The organism is Acidovorax sp. KPB24-07 (assembly GCF_057543315.1).
Window position 1 is genome coordinate 1 of record NZ_BAAJYS010000084.1, and the last position, 14,762, is coordinate 14,762.

At 66.9% G+C, this 14,762-nt stretch carries 16 protein-coding genes; 9 read left to right on the top strand and 7 right to left on the bottom strand.

The window, feature by feature from the left end; genetic code table 11:
- The 3 genes from AC27IQ_RS11375 to AC27IQ_RS11385 form a co-directional block, all read right to left on the bottom strand.
- A partial coding sequence (locus AC27IQ_RS11375) for a DUF4880 domain-containing protein (protein WP_487089525.1) occupies positions 1 to 241 on the bottom strand: 241 nt, incomplete at its 3' end.
- 81 nt (positions 242 to 322) lie between these two features.
- Positions 323 to 901: a sigma-70 family RNA polymerase sigma factor gene (locus AC27IQ_RS11380; protein WP_487089526.1), complete on the bottom strand. Its 579-nt coding sequence runs from the start codon at positions 899 to 901 to the stop codon at positions 323 to 325.
- 154 nt (positions 902 to 1,055) lie between these two features.
- Positions 1,056 to 2,522: a short-chain fatty acyl-CoA regulator family protein gene (locus AC27IQ_RS11385; protein ID WP_487089527.1), complete on the bottom strand. Its 1,467-nt coding sequence runs from the start codon at positions 2,520 to 2,522 to the stop codon at positions 1,056 to 1,058.
- Between the two features lie 119 nt (positions 2,523 to 2,641).
- Here AC27IQ_RS11385 and AC27IQ_RS11390 point away from each other — a divergent pair, with 119 nt between their 5' ends.
- The 4 genes from AC27IQ_RS11390 to AC27IQ_RS11405 are packed head-to-tail and all read left to right on the top strand — an operon-like array spanning position 2,642 to position 6,607.
- The gene (locus AC27IQ_RS11390) at positions 2,642 to 3,067 is read left to right on the top strand and encodes an acyl-CoA thioesterase (protein WP_487089528.1); all 426 of its coding nucleotides are present in this window, start codon (positions 2,642 to 2,644) and stop codon (positions 3,065 to 3,067) included.
- Positions 3,064 to 4,227, top strand: a complete 1,164-nt coding sequence (gene prpC, locus AC27IQ_RS11395; protein WP_284402829.1) for a bifunctional 2-methylcitrate synthase/citrate synthase — start codon at positions 3,064 to 3,066, stop codon at positions 4,225 to 4,227. Before AC27IQ_RS11390 ends, prpC begins: the two co-directional genes overlap by 4 nt.
- A 57-nt stretch (positions 4,228 to 4,284) precedes the next feature.
- The gene (locus AC27IQ_RS11400) at positions 4,285 to 5,736 is read left to right on the top strand and encodes a bifunctional 2-methylcitrate dehydratase/aconitate hydratase (protein ID WP_487089529.1); all 1,452 of its coding nucleotides are present in this window, start codon (positions 4,285 to 4,287) and stop codon (positions 5,734 to 5,736) included.
- Positions 5,737 to 5,740: 4 nt separating this feature from the next.
- Positions 5,741 to 6,607 (top strand): isocitrate lyase/PEP mutase family protein, encoded by an 867-nt coding sequence (locus AC27IQ_RS11405; protein WP_487089530.1) that lies wholly within the window; start codon positions 5,741 to 5,743, stop codon positions 6,605 to 6,607.
- A 103-nt stretch (positions 6,608 to 6,710) separates the two neighbouring features.
- Here the strand turns inward: AC27IQ_RS11405 and AC27IQ_RS11410 are convergent, their stop codons facing one another.
- Positions 6,711 to 7,832, bottom strand: coding sequence for a sensor histidine kinase (locus AC27IQ_RS11410; RefSeq protein WP_284404060.1), 1,122 nt, complete (start codon positions 7,830 to 7,832; stop codon positions 6,711 to 6,713).
- Between the two features lie 55 nt (positions 7,833 to 7,887).
- On the opposite strand from AC27IQ_RS11410, the gene AC27IQ_RS11415 reads away from it, so the two are divergent.
- The 4 genes from AC27IQ_RS11415 to AC27IQ_RS11430 all read left to right on the top strand — a co-directional run bounded on the left by AC27IQ_RS11415 (position 7,888) and on the right by AC27IQ_RS11430 (position 10,709).
- Positions 7,888 to 8,250: a response regulator gene (locus tag AC27IQ_RS11415; protein ID WP_284404057.1), complete on the top strand. Its 363-nt coding sequence runs from the start codon at positions 7,888 to 7,890 to the stop codon at positions 8,248 to 8,250.
- Positions 8,251 to 8,424: 174 nt separating this feature from the next.
- The gene (locus tag AC27IQ_RS11420; RefSeq protein ID WP_487089531.1) at positions 8,425 to 9,249 is read left to right on the top strand and encodes a DUF2167 domain-containing protein; all 825 of its coding nucleotides are present in this window, start codon (positions 8,425 to 8,427) and stop codon (positions 9,247 to 9,249) included.
- Between the two features lie 46 nt (positions 9,250 to 9,295).
- Positions 9,296 to 10,063 carry a hypothetical protein gene (locus AC27IQ_RS11425; protein WP_487089532.1) on the top strand — a complete coding sequence of 256 codons (768 nt, stop codon included), beginning with the start codon at positions 9,296 to 9,298 and terminating at the stop codon, positions 10,061 to 10,063.
- Between the two features lie 103 nt (positions 10,064 to 10,166).
- Positions 10,167 to 10,709 (top strand): 2OG-Fe(II) oxygenase, encoded by a 543-nt coding sequence (locus tag AC27IQ_RS11430; RefSeq protein ID WP_487089533.1) that lies wholly within the window; start codon positions 10,167 to 10,169, stop codon positions 10,707 to 10,709.
- 46 nt (positions 10,710 to 10,755) lie between these two features.
- On the opposite strand, the gene AC27IQ_RS11435 is transcribed toward AC27IQ_RS11430, so the two are convergent.
- On the bottom strand, positions 10,756 to 11,706 hold the full coding sequence (locus AC27IQ_RS11435) for an NAD-dependent epimerase/dehydratase family protein (RefSeq protein ID WP_487089534.1): 951 nt from the start codon (positions 11,704 to 11,706) through the stop codon (positions 10,756 to 10,758).
- A 122-nt stretch (positions 11,707 to 11,828) separates the two neighbouring features.
- On the opposite strand from AC27IQ_RS11435, the gene AC27IQ_RS11440 reads away from it, so the two are divergent.
- Positions 11,829 to 12,728 carry a LysR family transcriptional regulator gene (locus AC27IQ_RS11440; protein ID WP_487089535.1) on the top strand — a complete coding sequence of 300 codons (900 nt, stop codon included), beginning with the start codon at positions 11,829 to 11,831 and terminating at the stop codon, positions 12,726 to 12,728.
- Between the two features lie 61 nt (positions 12,729 to 12,789).
- Here the strand turns inward: AC27IQ_RS11440 and AC27IQ_RS11445 are convergent, their stop codons facing one another.
- Together AC27IQ_RS11445 and AC27IQ_RS11450 are read right to left on the bottom strand one after the other, a co-directional pair.
- The gene (locus AC27IQ_RS11445; protein ID WP_487089536.1) at positions 12,790 to 13,740 is read right to left on the bottom strand and encodes a class I SAM-dependent methyltransferase; all 951 of its coding nucleotides are present in this window, start codon (positions 13,738 to 13,740) and stop codon (positions 12,790 to 12,792) included.
- 224 nt (positions 13,741 to 13,964) lie between these two features.
- Positions 13,965 to 14,762 (bottom strand): tripartite tricarboxylate transporter substrate binding protein (locus AC27IQ_RS11450; protein ID WP_487089537.1); only part of this gene is annotated, 798 nt, incomplete at its 5' end.

Consider the following 14,762-nt stretch of genomic DNA (forward strand, 5'->3'; position numbering starts at 1 on the left):
CCTGCTCGGCCGCCAGTTGCCGCCGCAATTGCGCCACGCCGGCCGCAGGCAACTGGTCCAGCCGCTGCCAGTCGGCCTGCCAGCGGGCGAATGCCGCCTGCCGGCCCGGGTGCCCGGCCAGCCAGGCCTGGAATTCGGCGTTTTGCTCTACACCCCGTTCACGGTCCAGGCGCGCGAACCATGCCAGCGCCTCGGTATCGAGGTCACTGGACGAGGGGGCCGCGCGGTGGGGATCGGTCATGGACATTTCAAAAGGGTACCTGGCAGTAGACGCACGGCGCGGCGCCATCCCAACCTTGCGGATCCAGGAATGGGCAGCGCGTCATCGCGGGCCTTCCGGTAGCGTGGGCTGTGCCGGTGCGCGGGGGGAGCCGCCCAGCCGGTCCTGGCAATCGCGGCAGGCCTGCATGCCCCGCTGGATGTGGCGCTCCACCATGGTCACCGAGATGCCCATGCGGCGCGCGATGTCCGCCTGGGCAAGGCCATCGAACTTGTGCAGGATGAACGCCTCGCGGCAGCGCAGCGGCAGTTCGCCGATGGCAGCCAGCAAAGCGTTCACGGTCTGGGATGACATGGCCGCCACCTCGGGCTCGCAGGCCCGTGGGCCGGCCAGGGCCTGAGCGGCCTGCTCGAAGCCATCGTCGCCCTCCAGCGGGGCATGCTGGCCGCGCACCGCGTCGCGGCGATGCTGGTCGATGACGAGGTTGCGCGCCGTGCGGTACAGAAACGCCCGGGGTTCGGCGATGGTCTCGCCCGACTGCTGCACGGCCAGCACCCGCGCATAGCTTTCCTGCGCCAGGTCGGCCGCCATCTCGCGGTCCTGGACGGACCCTTGCAGGAACCTCAGCAACTCTCGGTAATAGCGCGCGAACACGGACATCTGAACCAGGGAATGGGCCATGCCCATCGACATGGCCAGACCCCGCGAACGCAGGATCGATGGCGCAAAAGGCAAGCGAAGGCCGCAGTATAGGAGATGCAGTAAATGAGATTCACTTCGAACTGCATGCACCATGTTCGCCGATGCGTTGATCGGCCCGTGCCACGGTGCGCGGCTACCCACGGCCCGCCGTGTCCCCCGCCGGGTACGGGGTGAAGCGGCTTTCGTTCTCGCTCACATCCAGCGGCCGGCCCAGGAATGGAAAGGCCCGTTGCGGACAGCCGATGCGTTCGCACACCTTGCAGCCCATTCCGATGGGCGTGGCGATCTCAGGATCGTCCAGGTCCATGCCACGCGAATAGACCAGCCGGGGCGCATGGCGGATGTCGCAGCCCAGGGCCACAGCAAAGGTCTTGCTCGGCGCGCCGAAGCCGCCTTGGCCCGTGGAGACCGTCCGGGCGATCCAGAGGTAGCTGCGCCCGTCCGGCATGCGCGCCAGTTGCGGCAGGATCTTGCCGGGCTGCGAAAACGCCTCGTACACGTTCCACAGCGGACAGGTGCCACCCGTCTTCGAGAAATGGAAATGGGTGGCGGACTGGCGCTTGGAGATGTTGCCGGCCCGGTCCACGCGGATGAAGAAGAACGGCACGCCCGGCGCACCGGGCCGCTGCAGCGTGCTGAGCCGGTGGCAGATGGTTTCGAAGCCCACCCCGAAGCGCCGCGCCAGCCGGTCGATGTCGTAGCGCGTGGTTTCGGCGGCCTGCAGAAACACGGCGTAGGGCAGCAGCAAGGCACCAGCGAAGTAGTTGGCCAGGCCGATGCGCCCGAGTGCGCGCGCCTGCGGGTCGTGCCGGAATTCCGGCAGGTCCACCAGCGCATCGAGCAGCGTTGAATGCGCCAGCAGCGCCCACTGCGTGCCCAGCTGGAACGCGAGCTGGCCGGGGTCGAGCGACGGGGACAGCCGCAGCACCCTGCTGCCTGGGTCGTAGCTGCGCAGGTGCGTGCCCATGTCGTCCTGCGAGGGCACGGTGCGCACGCCGTGCTGCTGTTGCAGGCGCCGCGCCAGCCAGTCGGACAGCAGACCGCCCTCGGCCTGCGCCTCGGCGGCCAGCTGCTCGGCGGCGCGGTCGATGGAGTCCAGGTAGTTCTGGTGCGAGAGGAAGAAGTCACGCACGCGCTCGAAGGCCATGGGCTGCACGGGTGCAAGGGGGGCATGGCCGTTGTCCGGCCCCCCTTCTTCCCCCCGGCCATCACCCAGGCGCACGGCGAGTGCCTCCAGCCGCTGCGTGGCTTCGAGGTGGCGCCGGTGGAGCGCCAGCAACGCACGGCCCACGGCCGGCATCTGCGAGGCGATCTCCCGCAGCTCCGGCAGCGCGACCGACTCGCCCCCGGGGTTGTCCGCCAGCGCCTCCTGAAGGCCCGCCACCATGCGCGCCTCTTCGTCTTCGGAGAACTGCTGCACGTCCACCCCGAGCGTGCGGCTGACCTTGAGCAACACGGCCACGGTGAGCGGCCGTTGGTTCTGTTCCAGCTGGTTCAGGTAGCTGGGCGACAGGCCCAGCGCCTGCGCCATGGCGATCTGGGACAGGCCGCGCTCGGCGCGCAGCTTGCGCAGGCGCACCCCCATGAAGGTTTTCTTCATCCCGTCGCCCACCACCCAGAAAAAAATTCGCAGAATTTGCAAACTGGCTGTTTTTCATTCGCAAAGCTTCGCTCTTTCAGTGCTTTATCAATGCGCTCATTGTGCGTAGATTGCGAAGCATGACAACCCCCAGCGGCCCCATCCTCGCGTTCCAGGACATCGTCTTTCCCTGCCAGGCGAACCACCACGGCACGCTGTTCGCAGGCCATGCCCTGCAATCCATGGCCAAAGCGGCGTTCCTGGTGGGACGCAGCGTGGCTCAGCGGGATGTGGTGATGGCCAGCGTGACCGGCATCGACTTCGTGTCGTCCGTCCCGGTGGGGCACGTGCTCACGCTGCAAGCCCGCGTGAGCCGGGTCGGCCGCAGCTCGATGACCGTCTGCGTGACCGGCCTGGCGCAGGCCCTGGGCGGTCCGCAGGAGGAGGTGCTTCGGGGGGTGTTCGAAATGGTGGCGGTGGACGCCGCCGGGCGCCCCGCAACCATCCCCCGCTCCGATGCCGCCCTGCCCACCGCCCCCCTCCCCTTTGCAAAGGAAATCGCATGACCCTCGCGACCCCCACCGCGCCCCCGGGCGCCCGCGTCAAGAAATCCGTGGCGCTGTCCGGCGTCACGGCCGGCAACACGGCGCTTTGCTCCGTCGGGCGCACCGGCAACGACCTGCACTACCGCGGCTACGACATCCTCGACATCGCCGAGGTCTGCGAGTTCGAGGAAATCGCCCACCTGCTGGTGCACGGCAAGCTGCCGACCACCGCGGAGCTGCGCGCCTACAAGGCCCGGCTCCGCGCGATGCGCGGGGTGCCGGCCAGCGTCAAGTCGGCGCTGGAGCAGATCCCCGCGCATGCCCACCCGATGGACGTGATGCGTACCGGCGTGTCGGCGCTGGGCTGCACCCTGCCCGAAAAGGACGAGCACCCCACGCCCGGCGCGCGCGACATCGCCGACCGGCTGCTGGCATCGCTCGGCTCGATGCTGCTGTACTGGTACCACTGGTCCACCCAGGGCCGGCGCATCGACGTCGAAACCGATGACGACTCCATCGGCGCGCACTTCCTGCACCTGCTGCATGGCCGCAAGCCGCCGGCGAGCTGGGAGCGCGCCATGCACACCTCGCTCAACCTGTATGCCGAGCACGAGTTCAATGCCTCCACCTTCACTGCGCGCGTCATCGCCGGCACCGGCAGCGACCTGTATTCGTCGATCTCGGGCGCCATCGGCGCGCTGCGCGGTCCCAAGCACGGCGGCGCCAACGAGGTGGCCTTCGAGATCCAGAAGCGCTACGACAACCCCGACGAAGCCGAGGCCGACATCCGCCGCCGCGTCGAGGCCAAGGAGGTGGTGATCGGTTTTGGGCACCCGGTCTATACCGTGAGCGATCCGCGCAACGCGGTCATCAAGGGCGTGGCCAAAACCCTGTCCCAGGAGGCGGGATCGACCCGCATGTTCGACATCGCCGAACGGCTGGAGGCCGTGATGCGCGAGGCCAAGAACATGTTTCCCAACCTGGATTGGTTCAGCGCCGTGAGCTACCACATGATGGGCGTGCCCACGGCCATGTTCACGCCCCTGTTCGTCATCGCCCGCACCAGCGGCTGGGCCGCGCACGTGATCGAGCAGCGCATCGACAACAAGATCATCCGGCCCAGCGCGAACTACACGGGGCCCGAAGACCAGGCCTTCGTCGCGCTGGCGGACCGCACCTGAAGCCGCATTGGCGCATCCCTCCTTTTCTTTTCACCACTACCCGACACCCCAGCCCCCATGTCCGCGCCCATCAGCAACATCCGCCCCGAATACGACCAGGTCATCGTCGATATCGTCGACTACGCGCTCCGCTACGAGGTGACCTCGGACCTCGCGCTCACCACCGCCCGCCACATCCTCATCGACACCCTGGGCTGCGGGCTGGAGGCGCTGGAGTACCCCGCGGCGCGCAAGCTCATCGGTCCCATCGTCAAGGGCACGTCCGTACCCCACGGCGCCAAGGTACCGGGCACCCCGTTTCAGCTCGACCCGGTGCAGGCCGCGTTCAACATCGGTGCTTTGATCCGCTGGCTCGACTTCAACGACACCTGGCTGGCCGCCGAATGGGGCCATCCGTCGGACAACCTGGGCGGCATCCTGGCCGTGGCCGACTGGCTCAGCCGCAACGCCGTGGCGGCGGGCAAGCCACCGCTGGTGATGCGCGACGTGCTCACCGCCATCGTCAAGGCCCACGAGATCCAGGGCGTGATCGCGCTGGAAAACGCCTTCAACCAGGTCGGGCTCGACCATGTGGTGCTGGTCAAGGTGGCATCGACCGCCGTGGTCTCGAAGCTGCTGGGCCTGTCGCGCGACGAGACGCTGGCCGCCGTGTCGCTGGCCTGGGTCGATGGACAAAGCCTGCGCACCTACCGCCACGCACCCAACGCAGGCAGCCGAAAGAGCTGGGCGGCGGGTGACGCCACCAGCCGTGCCGTGCGCCTGGCGCTGATCGCGCAGACCGGGGAGATGGGCTGCCCCTCGGCACTGACCGCGAAAACCTGGGGCTTCTACGACGTGTGCTTCAAGGGCCAGCCGTTCCGCTTCCAGCGCCCCTACGGCAGTTATGTGGCGGAGAACGTGCTGTTCAAGATCAGCTTTCCGGCCGAGTTCCACAGCCAGACCGCGGTCGAAGCCGCCATGGCTTTGCACCAGCAATTGCGGGACGCAGGCAAGACCGTGGACGACGTGCAGCGCATCACCATCCGCACGCACGCGGCCTGCATCCGCATCATCGACAAGCAGGGCCCGCTGAACAACGAGGCGGACCGCGACCACTGCATCCAGTACATGGTGGCGGTGCCGCTGATTTTCGGCCGGCTCACCGCAGCCGACTACGAAGCCGGCGTGGCGGCCGATCCGCGCATCGACGCGCTGCGCGCCAGGATTCATTGCGTGGAAGACCCCCGCTACACCGCCGACTACCACGACCCGGAAAAGCGCAGCATCGCCAATGCGCTGACGGTGGTGTTCAACGACGGCAGCGCCCTGCCCGAAGTGGCGGTCGAATACCCCATCGGCCACCGGCGCCGGCGCGCCGAAGGCATTCCACTGCTGGAGGCCAAGTTCCGCCGCAACCTCGCGCGCAGCTTCCCCCCGAAGCAGCAGGACGCGATCCTGGCGGCCTCGCTCGATGCGCAGACGCTGGAGGCCCTGCCAGTGCACAAATACATCGACCTCTACGTGATCTGACGCCATGGCCCACACCCCACGCAAACACCTGCGCGCACTGGTGGAGGCCCGCCGCGGCGTGCTGGTGCCGGGCGCGTTCAATGCGCTGTCGGCCCGGGTCGTCGAAGACCTGGGCTTCGAAGCGCTCTACGTCACCGGTGCCGGTGTGACCAACATGTGGTTCGGCCTGCCGGACCAGGGCTTCATGGGCCTGCACGAGATCGCCGACCACACGGCGCGCATCCGCGACGCGGTCGCCCTGCCCCTGCTCGTCGATGCCGACACGGGCTTTGGCAACGCGCTCAACGTCCGGCACACCGTGCGCGTGCTGGAACGTGCTGGCGCCGACTGCATCCAGCTCGAAGACCAGGTCGCGCCCAAGCGCTGCGGGCACTTTGCCGGCAAGGAGGTGATCGCCTGCGAAGAGGCGGTCGGCAAAATCAAGGCGGCGGTGGATGCGCGCACCGATCCCGACCTGCTCATCATGGCGCGCACCGACGCGGCCGCGACGCTGGGCCTGGAGGCGGCCATCGAGCGTGCCGAACGCTTCGCGCAAGCCGGGGCCGATCTTCTGTTCATCGAGGCCGTCACCAAAGCCGAGGACATTCGCGCGCTGCCCGGACGCCTGGCCACGCCGCAGCTCATGAACATGGTGATCGGCGGGCGCACGCCCATCGTCGGGGCAGAGGAACTGGGCCAGTTGGGCTACGGGATCGTGCTGTATGCCAATGCAGCGCTGCAGGGCGCGGTGGCCGGCATGCAGAAAGCGCTCACCGTGCTGCGCGAGACGAAGCGCCTCGGCGAAGACCCGGCCTTGGTGGCCTCTTTTGCAGAGCGCCAGCGCCTGGTGGGCAAGCCCGCTTGGGACGCCCTGGAGCAGCGCTATGTTTGACAGAGGCTGCTCGCGCCGGCCCGGATTGGCGAATTCGGCAAGCCGTCACCGCTGAACGGTGCGTCGAGCCCTTGCGGCCGGGCTCGCCGACAGCGCCTGCCCCTCAAGCCGTCCTTGGGGATTTGGGCAGCACCATCCTGAACCGGATCACGCCATCCGCCGTCGTGGCCGTTACCTCGCCCTGGTGGGCCCTGGCGATCTCCCGCACGATGAACAGGCCCAGGCCCAAGTGTCCGGACGAGGCACCGGCCTCGCTGGCGTTGCGCCGCAAGGGATCGAACAAGGTGTTCAGCACGTCCTGTGGAATCGGATCGGCAACGTTCTCCGTGGTGATCTCCACCGCCGTCTCCTGGCCTACGACGATCACGGCCACCGCGCTGCCCTCCGGGCTGTGCTGCGCTGCGTTCGACACCAGGTTAGAGACGGCCTGCCGCACGCGCGACCTGTCGAAGGCGCCGCGCGTATCGCCCGTGATCTGCAGCTGGATCTGCCGTTTGGGAAAGGCCTGCTGCAGCATCTCGAACTCTTCCTGGCATTCCGCGCCCAGATCGACCGCCTCGCGATTCAACTGCATGCCGACGCCCAGCGTGGCCTTGTTGTATTCGAGCAGCGAGTCGAGCAGCGCATTCAGGCGGCGGCCATTGCGCAGCAGCGCGCCGACCAGGTACATCGCCTGCCCATTGCTCTTGCTCTCGACCCGCTCCAGCAACTCTGCGGTCAGCATCATGGCGTTCAGCGGGCCGCGCAGGTCATGGCCCAGCACCCCCAGAAAAATATGCCGCCATTTCGCAATTTCTGCGGCATGGAAAGCCACTGATTCTGCGACCGCCTGGTCGATGGCCTCGTTGAAACGCACCGTGTCTTGGATGACGAACTCATTGGGCTCGCATGCCTCCGTCCACAGCCGCAGCACGCAGGAGCGGATCACGCGGTATTCGGCCACCAGTTGCTCGATGTCCAGCCCAATGCGGGCGCGCAGCGTGCCGTGGGACTGCGCAGCCGATTCTTCGGCGGGAGGCGCCGCGTGCCCCAGGGATTTGTCGATGGACTGCTCCCGGCTTTGCGGCTGCTCCAGATCCAGTGCTATGGTGTTCAGCACCAGTGGCAGATGGTTGCGCAAAACGCTGGCGGCGGAGCCCTGCAGCGCGGGAATCTGGGTTGCATAGGCAAACGACTCGGCAAGGATCTCTTCCCGAGCTTGGCGAATGAACTGCGCAAGGCGCATGGCGATACTCCGATTGGCCTTGAAGAAAAGTAACGTGTGCCGTTACCAGGAAAATATGAAGCCCAAACGCATCCTGGTTGTCGATGATCACCGCGACTCCGCAGACATGCTCTGCGAACTGCTGATGATCCGAAATCCCGATTTGTCTGTGCAGGCAGCTTACGACGGCCTGTCCGGGCTTGAGCAGGCGCTCAGTGGACATTTCGATGTAGTCATTCTTGACCTCATGCTTCCCCGAATGAGCGGCATCCAGGTCGCCCGTGAGATCCGGGCGAAGCTCGGCGGCAAGGCGCCCGTGCTGATCGCCCTGTCGGGCAGCGTTGCTGAAGTGGCGCAGCACCAGGGCGGTCCGGATTTCAGTCATGCCCTGACGAAACCCTTGAATGTCGAACGGCTCATGGGCATCTTCCTACCCTAGGCCGAGCGGTTTTGTGGTGCGGCGCACCGGGTACATTTGCCCTGGCGCCGGGCGGCAGAGGTGTCCGCTCCAGCCTGGGGCTGGGCGCAAGGCCCGTGCGTACACACCAAAAACCAATTCATAACAGGGTAAGAAATGATCAAGTCGTTGGCTACGGCCATCTTGGGCATCAGCATGTCCATGGCCCTTTGGGCCCAGGCGCCGGAATCGCAACAGCGCCAGGAAAAACTCGCGGAGCAAGTCAAGGCCCTGCACTGGATCGACCAGGGCCAGGGCGAAATCGGCAGCAACGCCGCCATCAAGATCCCGAAGGGATACGCCTTTTTGGACGACAAGGACACGGCCAAACTGCTGCAGCTGTATGGCAATCCGCCCACGCCGAACCACTACCTGATCGCCCCGCGTTCGCTGGACTGGTTCGCGGTGTTCTCGTTCGACGACACCGGCTACATCAAGGACGACGAGAAGATCAACGCCCCCGAACTGCTGTCGTCCATCAAGGCCGCGGATGCAGAGGGCAACCAGCAGCGCAAGAAGCTGGGGATGGAGGCCCTGTACACCGAGGGCTGGCAGGTCGAGCCGCATTACGACGCGCAGAGCAAGCGCCTGGAATGGGGCCTGCGCCTGCGCGATGAAAGCGGCCACCAGGCGATCAACTACACCTCGCGCATCCTGGGCCGCACCGGCGTGATGAGCGCCATCCTCGTGTCCGATCCCGAAAACCTCGCGAAGGACACCGAGCAGTTCAAGCAGGTGCTCACGGGCTTCAACTACAACAGCGGCCAGACCTACGCCGAATTCAAGAACGGCGACAAGCTCGCCAAGATCGGCCTGGGTGCGCTGGTGCTGGGCGGCGCAGCGGCCGTGGCGTCCAAGAAGGGTCTGTGGACGGTCATCGGCGGTTTCATCGCTGCGTTCTGGAAGTTCCTGCTCGTCGGCGTGGCCGCTGTCTTCGGTGCCATCGGCAAATTGTTCGGCCGCGGCAAGAAGGAAGCCTGAGCACCGCGCCCGCTACGGCCCCCTCGCCGCCAACCTCTGACACCCCGTGTTCACGCTGCTGGGCCCCGAAGCGCAGGTGATGCTCGCCATCTGCGCCTTCTACGCCTATGACGCCTGCATGCCGCTGGCCGCAGATGCCGGCTTGCTGCGCCGGGGCCGGCGGGTTTGGCACGGGCTGCTGGCGACGCAGGGTTTCGAGGTCCGCTGGGCCTACCTGGCCTGGCCTGCCTTGCTGCTGCCGCACCAGCCCGTCTACACCTTGCGGTGGGACGCGGAGCGTGTCCACCTGCCGGGCGATACGCTGGCGATCGAGGGCCTGCGCCAGCACGCCAAGGGTTTCGCCGGCTTCGCGTGGCCGCTGTATGGCCTCGGGGCCACCTTGTTCATGCTGCTGCCTGCGGCGCTGTTCCTCTGGCCGAGCGAAGCCGCGCAACTGGGCTGCCTCGCGCTGATCTACGGGTTTGCGTTCTGGATCGCGCTGCTGGCCCTGCGGCAGGGGCGGCGCGGCCATACGCCACAGCACACCGCGCGCTCGGTGGCGGTGCAGGCCATCCTTTGCCCGCCGTTTGCGCTCAACGCCGTGCGCAAGCTGTCGGCAGCCTATTCGCCCCCTTGCGATTGGCTTCAGGCGGCCCATGCTGTGCTGGAGCCGGGTGCGTGGCGCGACCTCGCGGAGCGCGCGCAAGCCGTCGTCGAAGCGGGCATGGACCAGGCGCAGGCCGAGGACAACCCCCAGACGCTGCAGCGGCTCAGCGCAGCCCTTGACGAGCTGCAAGCCAGCATCGCCGCCAGTGCGGATGGGCACGTGCAGTAGCCCAAAGCCGGCATCTCCACGCACTGTGAGACCATCGAAGCACGCAGCCTGCGCGCTGGTCTTCGGCTGCGCTTCAGACGTTTTTTTTGGCGGAGATCGAACCATGCATCGGGTGACACTGAGTCCTCGCGTTTTCACCATCCCCCAGTTTTTGACGCCCGCCGAATGCGGTCAACTCATCCAGCTGGCTGAGGACACGGGTTTCATCGCGGCGGAGGTGCGCACCCACGGTGGACCCCGTCCCCTGCCCCAGGTGCGAAACAACCAGCGCACGATGGTGGAACGCCCGGACTGGGTGGCGCTGCTGTGGCACAGGCTGTCGCAGGTGGATCTGCCGGAGATCGAGGGTGCCCATGCGGCGGGCCTGCCCAAGGACCTTCGCTTCTACCGATACACGCCCGGCCAGCGGTTCAAGATGCACAAGGACGGCCCATGGCATGAAGGCGGCCTGACCAGCGCTCTCACGTTCCTCGTGTACCTGAACGAAGGCTTCGAGGGAGGCCCCACCGACTTCAAGACCTTCCAGGTACAACCCAGGCAAGGTACGGCCATCTTGTTCATCCACGACACCTGGCACGAAGGCGGCACGCTGGTGGACGGCACCAAGTACGTGCTGCGTTCGGATGTGCTGTACGCCAAGGGCTAGGCCATCTTCTGAACCGCTTGGATGCCCTGCATGAAAGAGGCAGGCTTCAACCCCCGCGCCCTGCCGCAGCCGCCAGCGTTTGCCGGATGCCTTGCGCATAAGGCGTCTTGTGGATCGGTCCCAGCAGTTCCTGCAGGGCCGAGTCGTCCATGAGCACCGGGTTGGTGAGCAGGTAGTGCATCTCCACCATCTCGCGCATGAACGGGTTGAACAGGCCAATCAGGCGCAGCATGGTCTTGCTCACCACCCTGCGCTTGAGCGCCCTGCCGGTCTGGCGCTCCATTTCGGACACCAGTTCACGCTGCGTCGTCACGCCGGCCCCGCCAAGATTCCAGATCTTGCCGAATGCCGCAGGAGTGTTCGCCAGCTGGACGACCACCGGGCCCACATCCGGCACGTAGACGAACTCATGCGGGCGGTCGATGGGGCCCACCATGTCGGCTGTGCCGCCCTGCACGGCGGCCTGCGCAGCCCCATGCAGCAGGCTGGCCTGCACGCCGGGGCCATAGAAATCCGGCAGGCGCAGCACCGTGGCGCGGATACGGCCATCGGCATGGGCTTGCATCACCAGGTCTTCCTGTGCCTTGCGCATTCGGCCCTTGAACGTGTGCGGCGCCCGGAGGTGGTCTTCGCGCACCGGCTGTGTCCGCGGGCGGCCGTACGGATACACCGTGCCGATGAGAACGATGTTCCGGACGCCGGCCGCGATGGCGCCCGCCAGCGTCTTGCGCATCACGTCCGGGTGCAGCCCGAACTGCCAGTAGTTCACACCCACCATGTAGACCAGCGTCTCCACGCCCGACGCGGCCGCTTGCACCGAAGCCGGGTCGTCGGGATTCCAGGTCACGATGTTGGCCAGCGGATCGGCGCCGAAAGCCTGGCTCAGGCTGGATCGGGTCCGGCCGACGACGCGATAGGGCTGGCCTTTGGCGCGAAGCGCAGCGGCGATGCTTTGTCCAATGGCGCCTGCGGCGCCGAAGAGTGCGATGGGGGGCATGGTGATGTCCTGCTGAATCGTGGACCGCCGGTACTTCAGCGGTGCGAGCCTGCAGTTTGCGAGCGGAGTGGGTCAAAGAAAATTACCTAAAATCGCATCCCCACTATTCATCAATGCATACCATGGCCGATCCCGAACCGAGTTGGGAGTGGTACCGGACCTTCCTGCAGGTGCTGGAAACCGGTTCGCTGTCAGCGGCCGCCCGGGCGATGGGCTTGACGCAGCCCACCGTCGGCCGCCATGTCGACAGCCTGGAAAACGCCCTGGCATTGAAGCTGTTCACGCGCTCGTTCGATGGGTTCAAGCCCACCGAAGCCGCGTTGGAACTGCAACCCTATGCGGCCGGCCTGGCGTCCACCGCGGCGGCGCTGCGCCGCGTGGCCAGCAGCCATGGATCCGGCGTGCGCGGCACGGTGCGCCTCACGGCCAGCGAGATCGTCGGGGTCGAGGTGCTGCCCCCGATCCTGTCGGCCCTGCGCAGCGCACACCCGCAACTGACCATCGAGCTGGTGCTGTCGAATGCGGCGGACGACCTCCTGCACCGGGAGGCCGACATTGCCGTGCGCATGTTCCAGCCCACGCAGGAGGCCCTGGTGGCCAGGCGCATCGGCGCTGTGGAACTGGGGCTGTATGCGCACAAGCGCTACCTGGCGGCCCACGGCGTGCCGAAGTCGATGGACGATCTGGCCGGCCACGCGATGATCGGGTTCGACCACGAGACGCCTTTTCTGCGCAGGATGCAGGCGCAATTCCCGGTGTTCGCTCGCCCCGGGCTCGCGTTTCGGGCAGACAGCGATCTGGCGCAACTGGCAGCGATCCGGGCAGGCTTCGGCATCGGTGCTTGCCAGGTCGGGTTGGCGGCCCGGGACAGGTCGCTGGTGCGCGTGCTGCAGCCGGTGTTTTCGCCCGCGCTGGACACCTGGATCGCCATGCATGAGGACCTGCGCGAGAGCCCGCGCTGCGCTGCCACCTTCGCCGCGTTGGCTGCGGGCCTCACGCGCTACATCCAGAGCGGCGGCTGAAGCGGCCCGCCCACGAGGCGATTCGGCCACCCGCGCAGGGGCATGGGCCTTCTACCGGGCTTCAATCCGGCGCCTTGTACACCAGCACCTTCAGGGCCCGCTCCGCCTGCACGTCCGCGAACACCGCAGGATTGGCCAACCGCTCCACCAACGCCAAATCCGGCGCCAGCGCCTGCATCTGCCCTTGCAGAAAATCCAGGCCCAGCTCCGGCGCATTCAGGCACAGCAGCGCGTGCCCGCCCGGCGCCAGCAGGTCCGGCAGCCGCCGCATGAGCCGCGCGTAGTCCTTGGTGGCGACGAAGCTGCCCTTCTGGTAGCTGGGCGGGTCCACGATCACCAGGCCGTAGGGGCCGCCGCGCGTGATCTTGCCCCAGGTGCTGAAGATGTCATGGGCCAGAAAGCCTGCGCCCGTGGTCAGTCCATTGAGCTGGTGGTTCTGCTGCCCGATGGCGATGGCGCCGTGGCTCATGTCCACGTTCACCACCTGCCGGGCGCCCGCCTGCAGTGCCACCACCGAAAACGCGCAGGTGTAGGCGAACAGGTTCAGCACCTTGGCACCGCGCGGTTCGCGTGCCTGGTGCGCTGCGACGCATTGCCGAACCCAGCGCCGGCCTTCCGCCATGTCCAGGAAAAGGCCGTGGTTCTGCCCCTTGAGCACGTGCACGCGAAAGCGCGCGCCCTGCTCCGTGACCACGTGCGGGTCCGGCACGGCGCCTGCCATCAGCCTGGTTTCTGCGCGGCCCTGCAAGCGCAGTGGCTCGTGGCGGCACTGGAACACCCAGTTCAGCGGCTCGCCCGGCGCGATCGCCTCCCATCGGCTTTGCAATGCGGCGCCGATGGTGGCGAGGTCTTCTTCGGCCACGGGCTGGAAGCTGGTGAGCACGAAGACCGGCGGGTAGGCATCCAGCGACCAATGTTCGCAGCCGGGAAACCGGCCGCCGCGTCCGTGGAATATGCGCTGGGCGTCCGTGGGGAAGGCCATCGTGGCGATGGCGTCAAGCAAGGGTTGCATGGTGCGATTGTGGCAAAGAAACCAGGGCGAAAAGCCCTCCGCCGCTTGCCGATCCGAACCCACCAGCTACCAATTCCATAGCAACCGCCATCCCTGGCTTGCCCACCCATCGCGTTCGAGGGCCGGTGCGCCAACGAACTGCCGCCACTCCGAAGCGCAGGGCCGCCTGCTCACGCTTTCACCCTGGCCATCCCTTGCCCGGCCCGCCCCGCGAGCGCATCGGATCAGTCCACCGACGCGCCGGATTGCTTCACGGCCTTGCCCCACTCCACGATTTCGCGGGCGACGAACTGGTCCATGGCCTCGGGCGTGCTGGGCGACGGCTCGGAGCCGCGGTCGCGGATGAACTTCTGCATCTCGGCGCTGGAGAGAATTTCTACCACCTCGTGGTTCAAGCGGTCCACGATGGCACGCGGCGTGCCCTTGGGTGCCATCAGGCCCAGCCAGCCCACGGCTTCGAAGCCCTTGAACTCCGGCAGGCCGGTTTCGGCGATCGCCGGCACGTTCGGCAATTGGCTGGAGCGCGTGGCAGAGGTGACACCCAGCGCAACGGCCTTGCCTGCCTGGATGTTGGCCAGGCCCGCCGTCACCGAATCCACCATCAAGGGCACCTGCCCGCCGATGAAGTCGGCCTGCGCCGGCCCGCTGCCCTTGTAGGGAATGTGTTCGATCTCGATCCTGGCTCGCGCCTTGACCATTTCCCCGCTCAGGTGCTGCGTGCCGCCGATGCCCGCGCTGGCATAGCTCAGCTTGCCCGGTTCGGCCCGGGCCTTGTCCACCAAGTCCTGCATGGTCTTGATGCCGGACTGGGGGTGCGCCAGGAACACCAGCGGCACCTTGGCGACGAGGCTGATGCCCTGCAGATCCTTGCGCGGATCGAAGTTGACCTTGCGGTACAGCGTCTGGTTCACCGCCATCGCGCTGCCGGCCATCACCAGCGTGTAGCCGTCCGCCTTGGCGCGCACCACCTGCTCGGTGCCGATGTTGCTGCCCGCGCCGGCCTTGTTGTCCACGACCAGCGG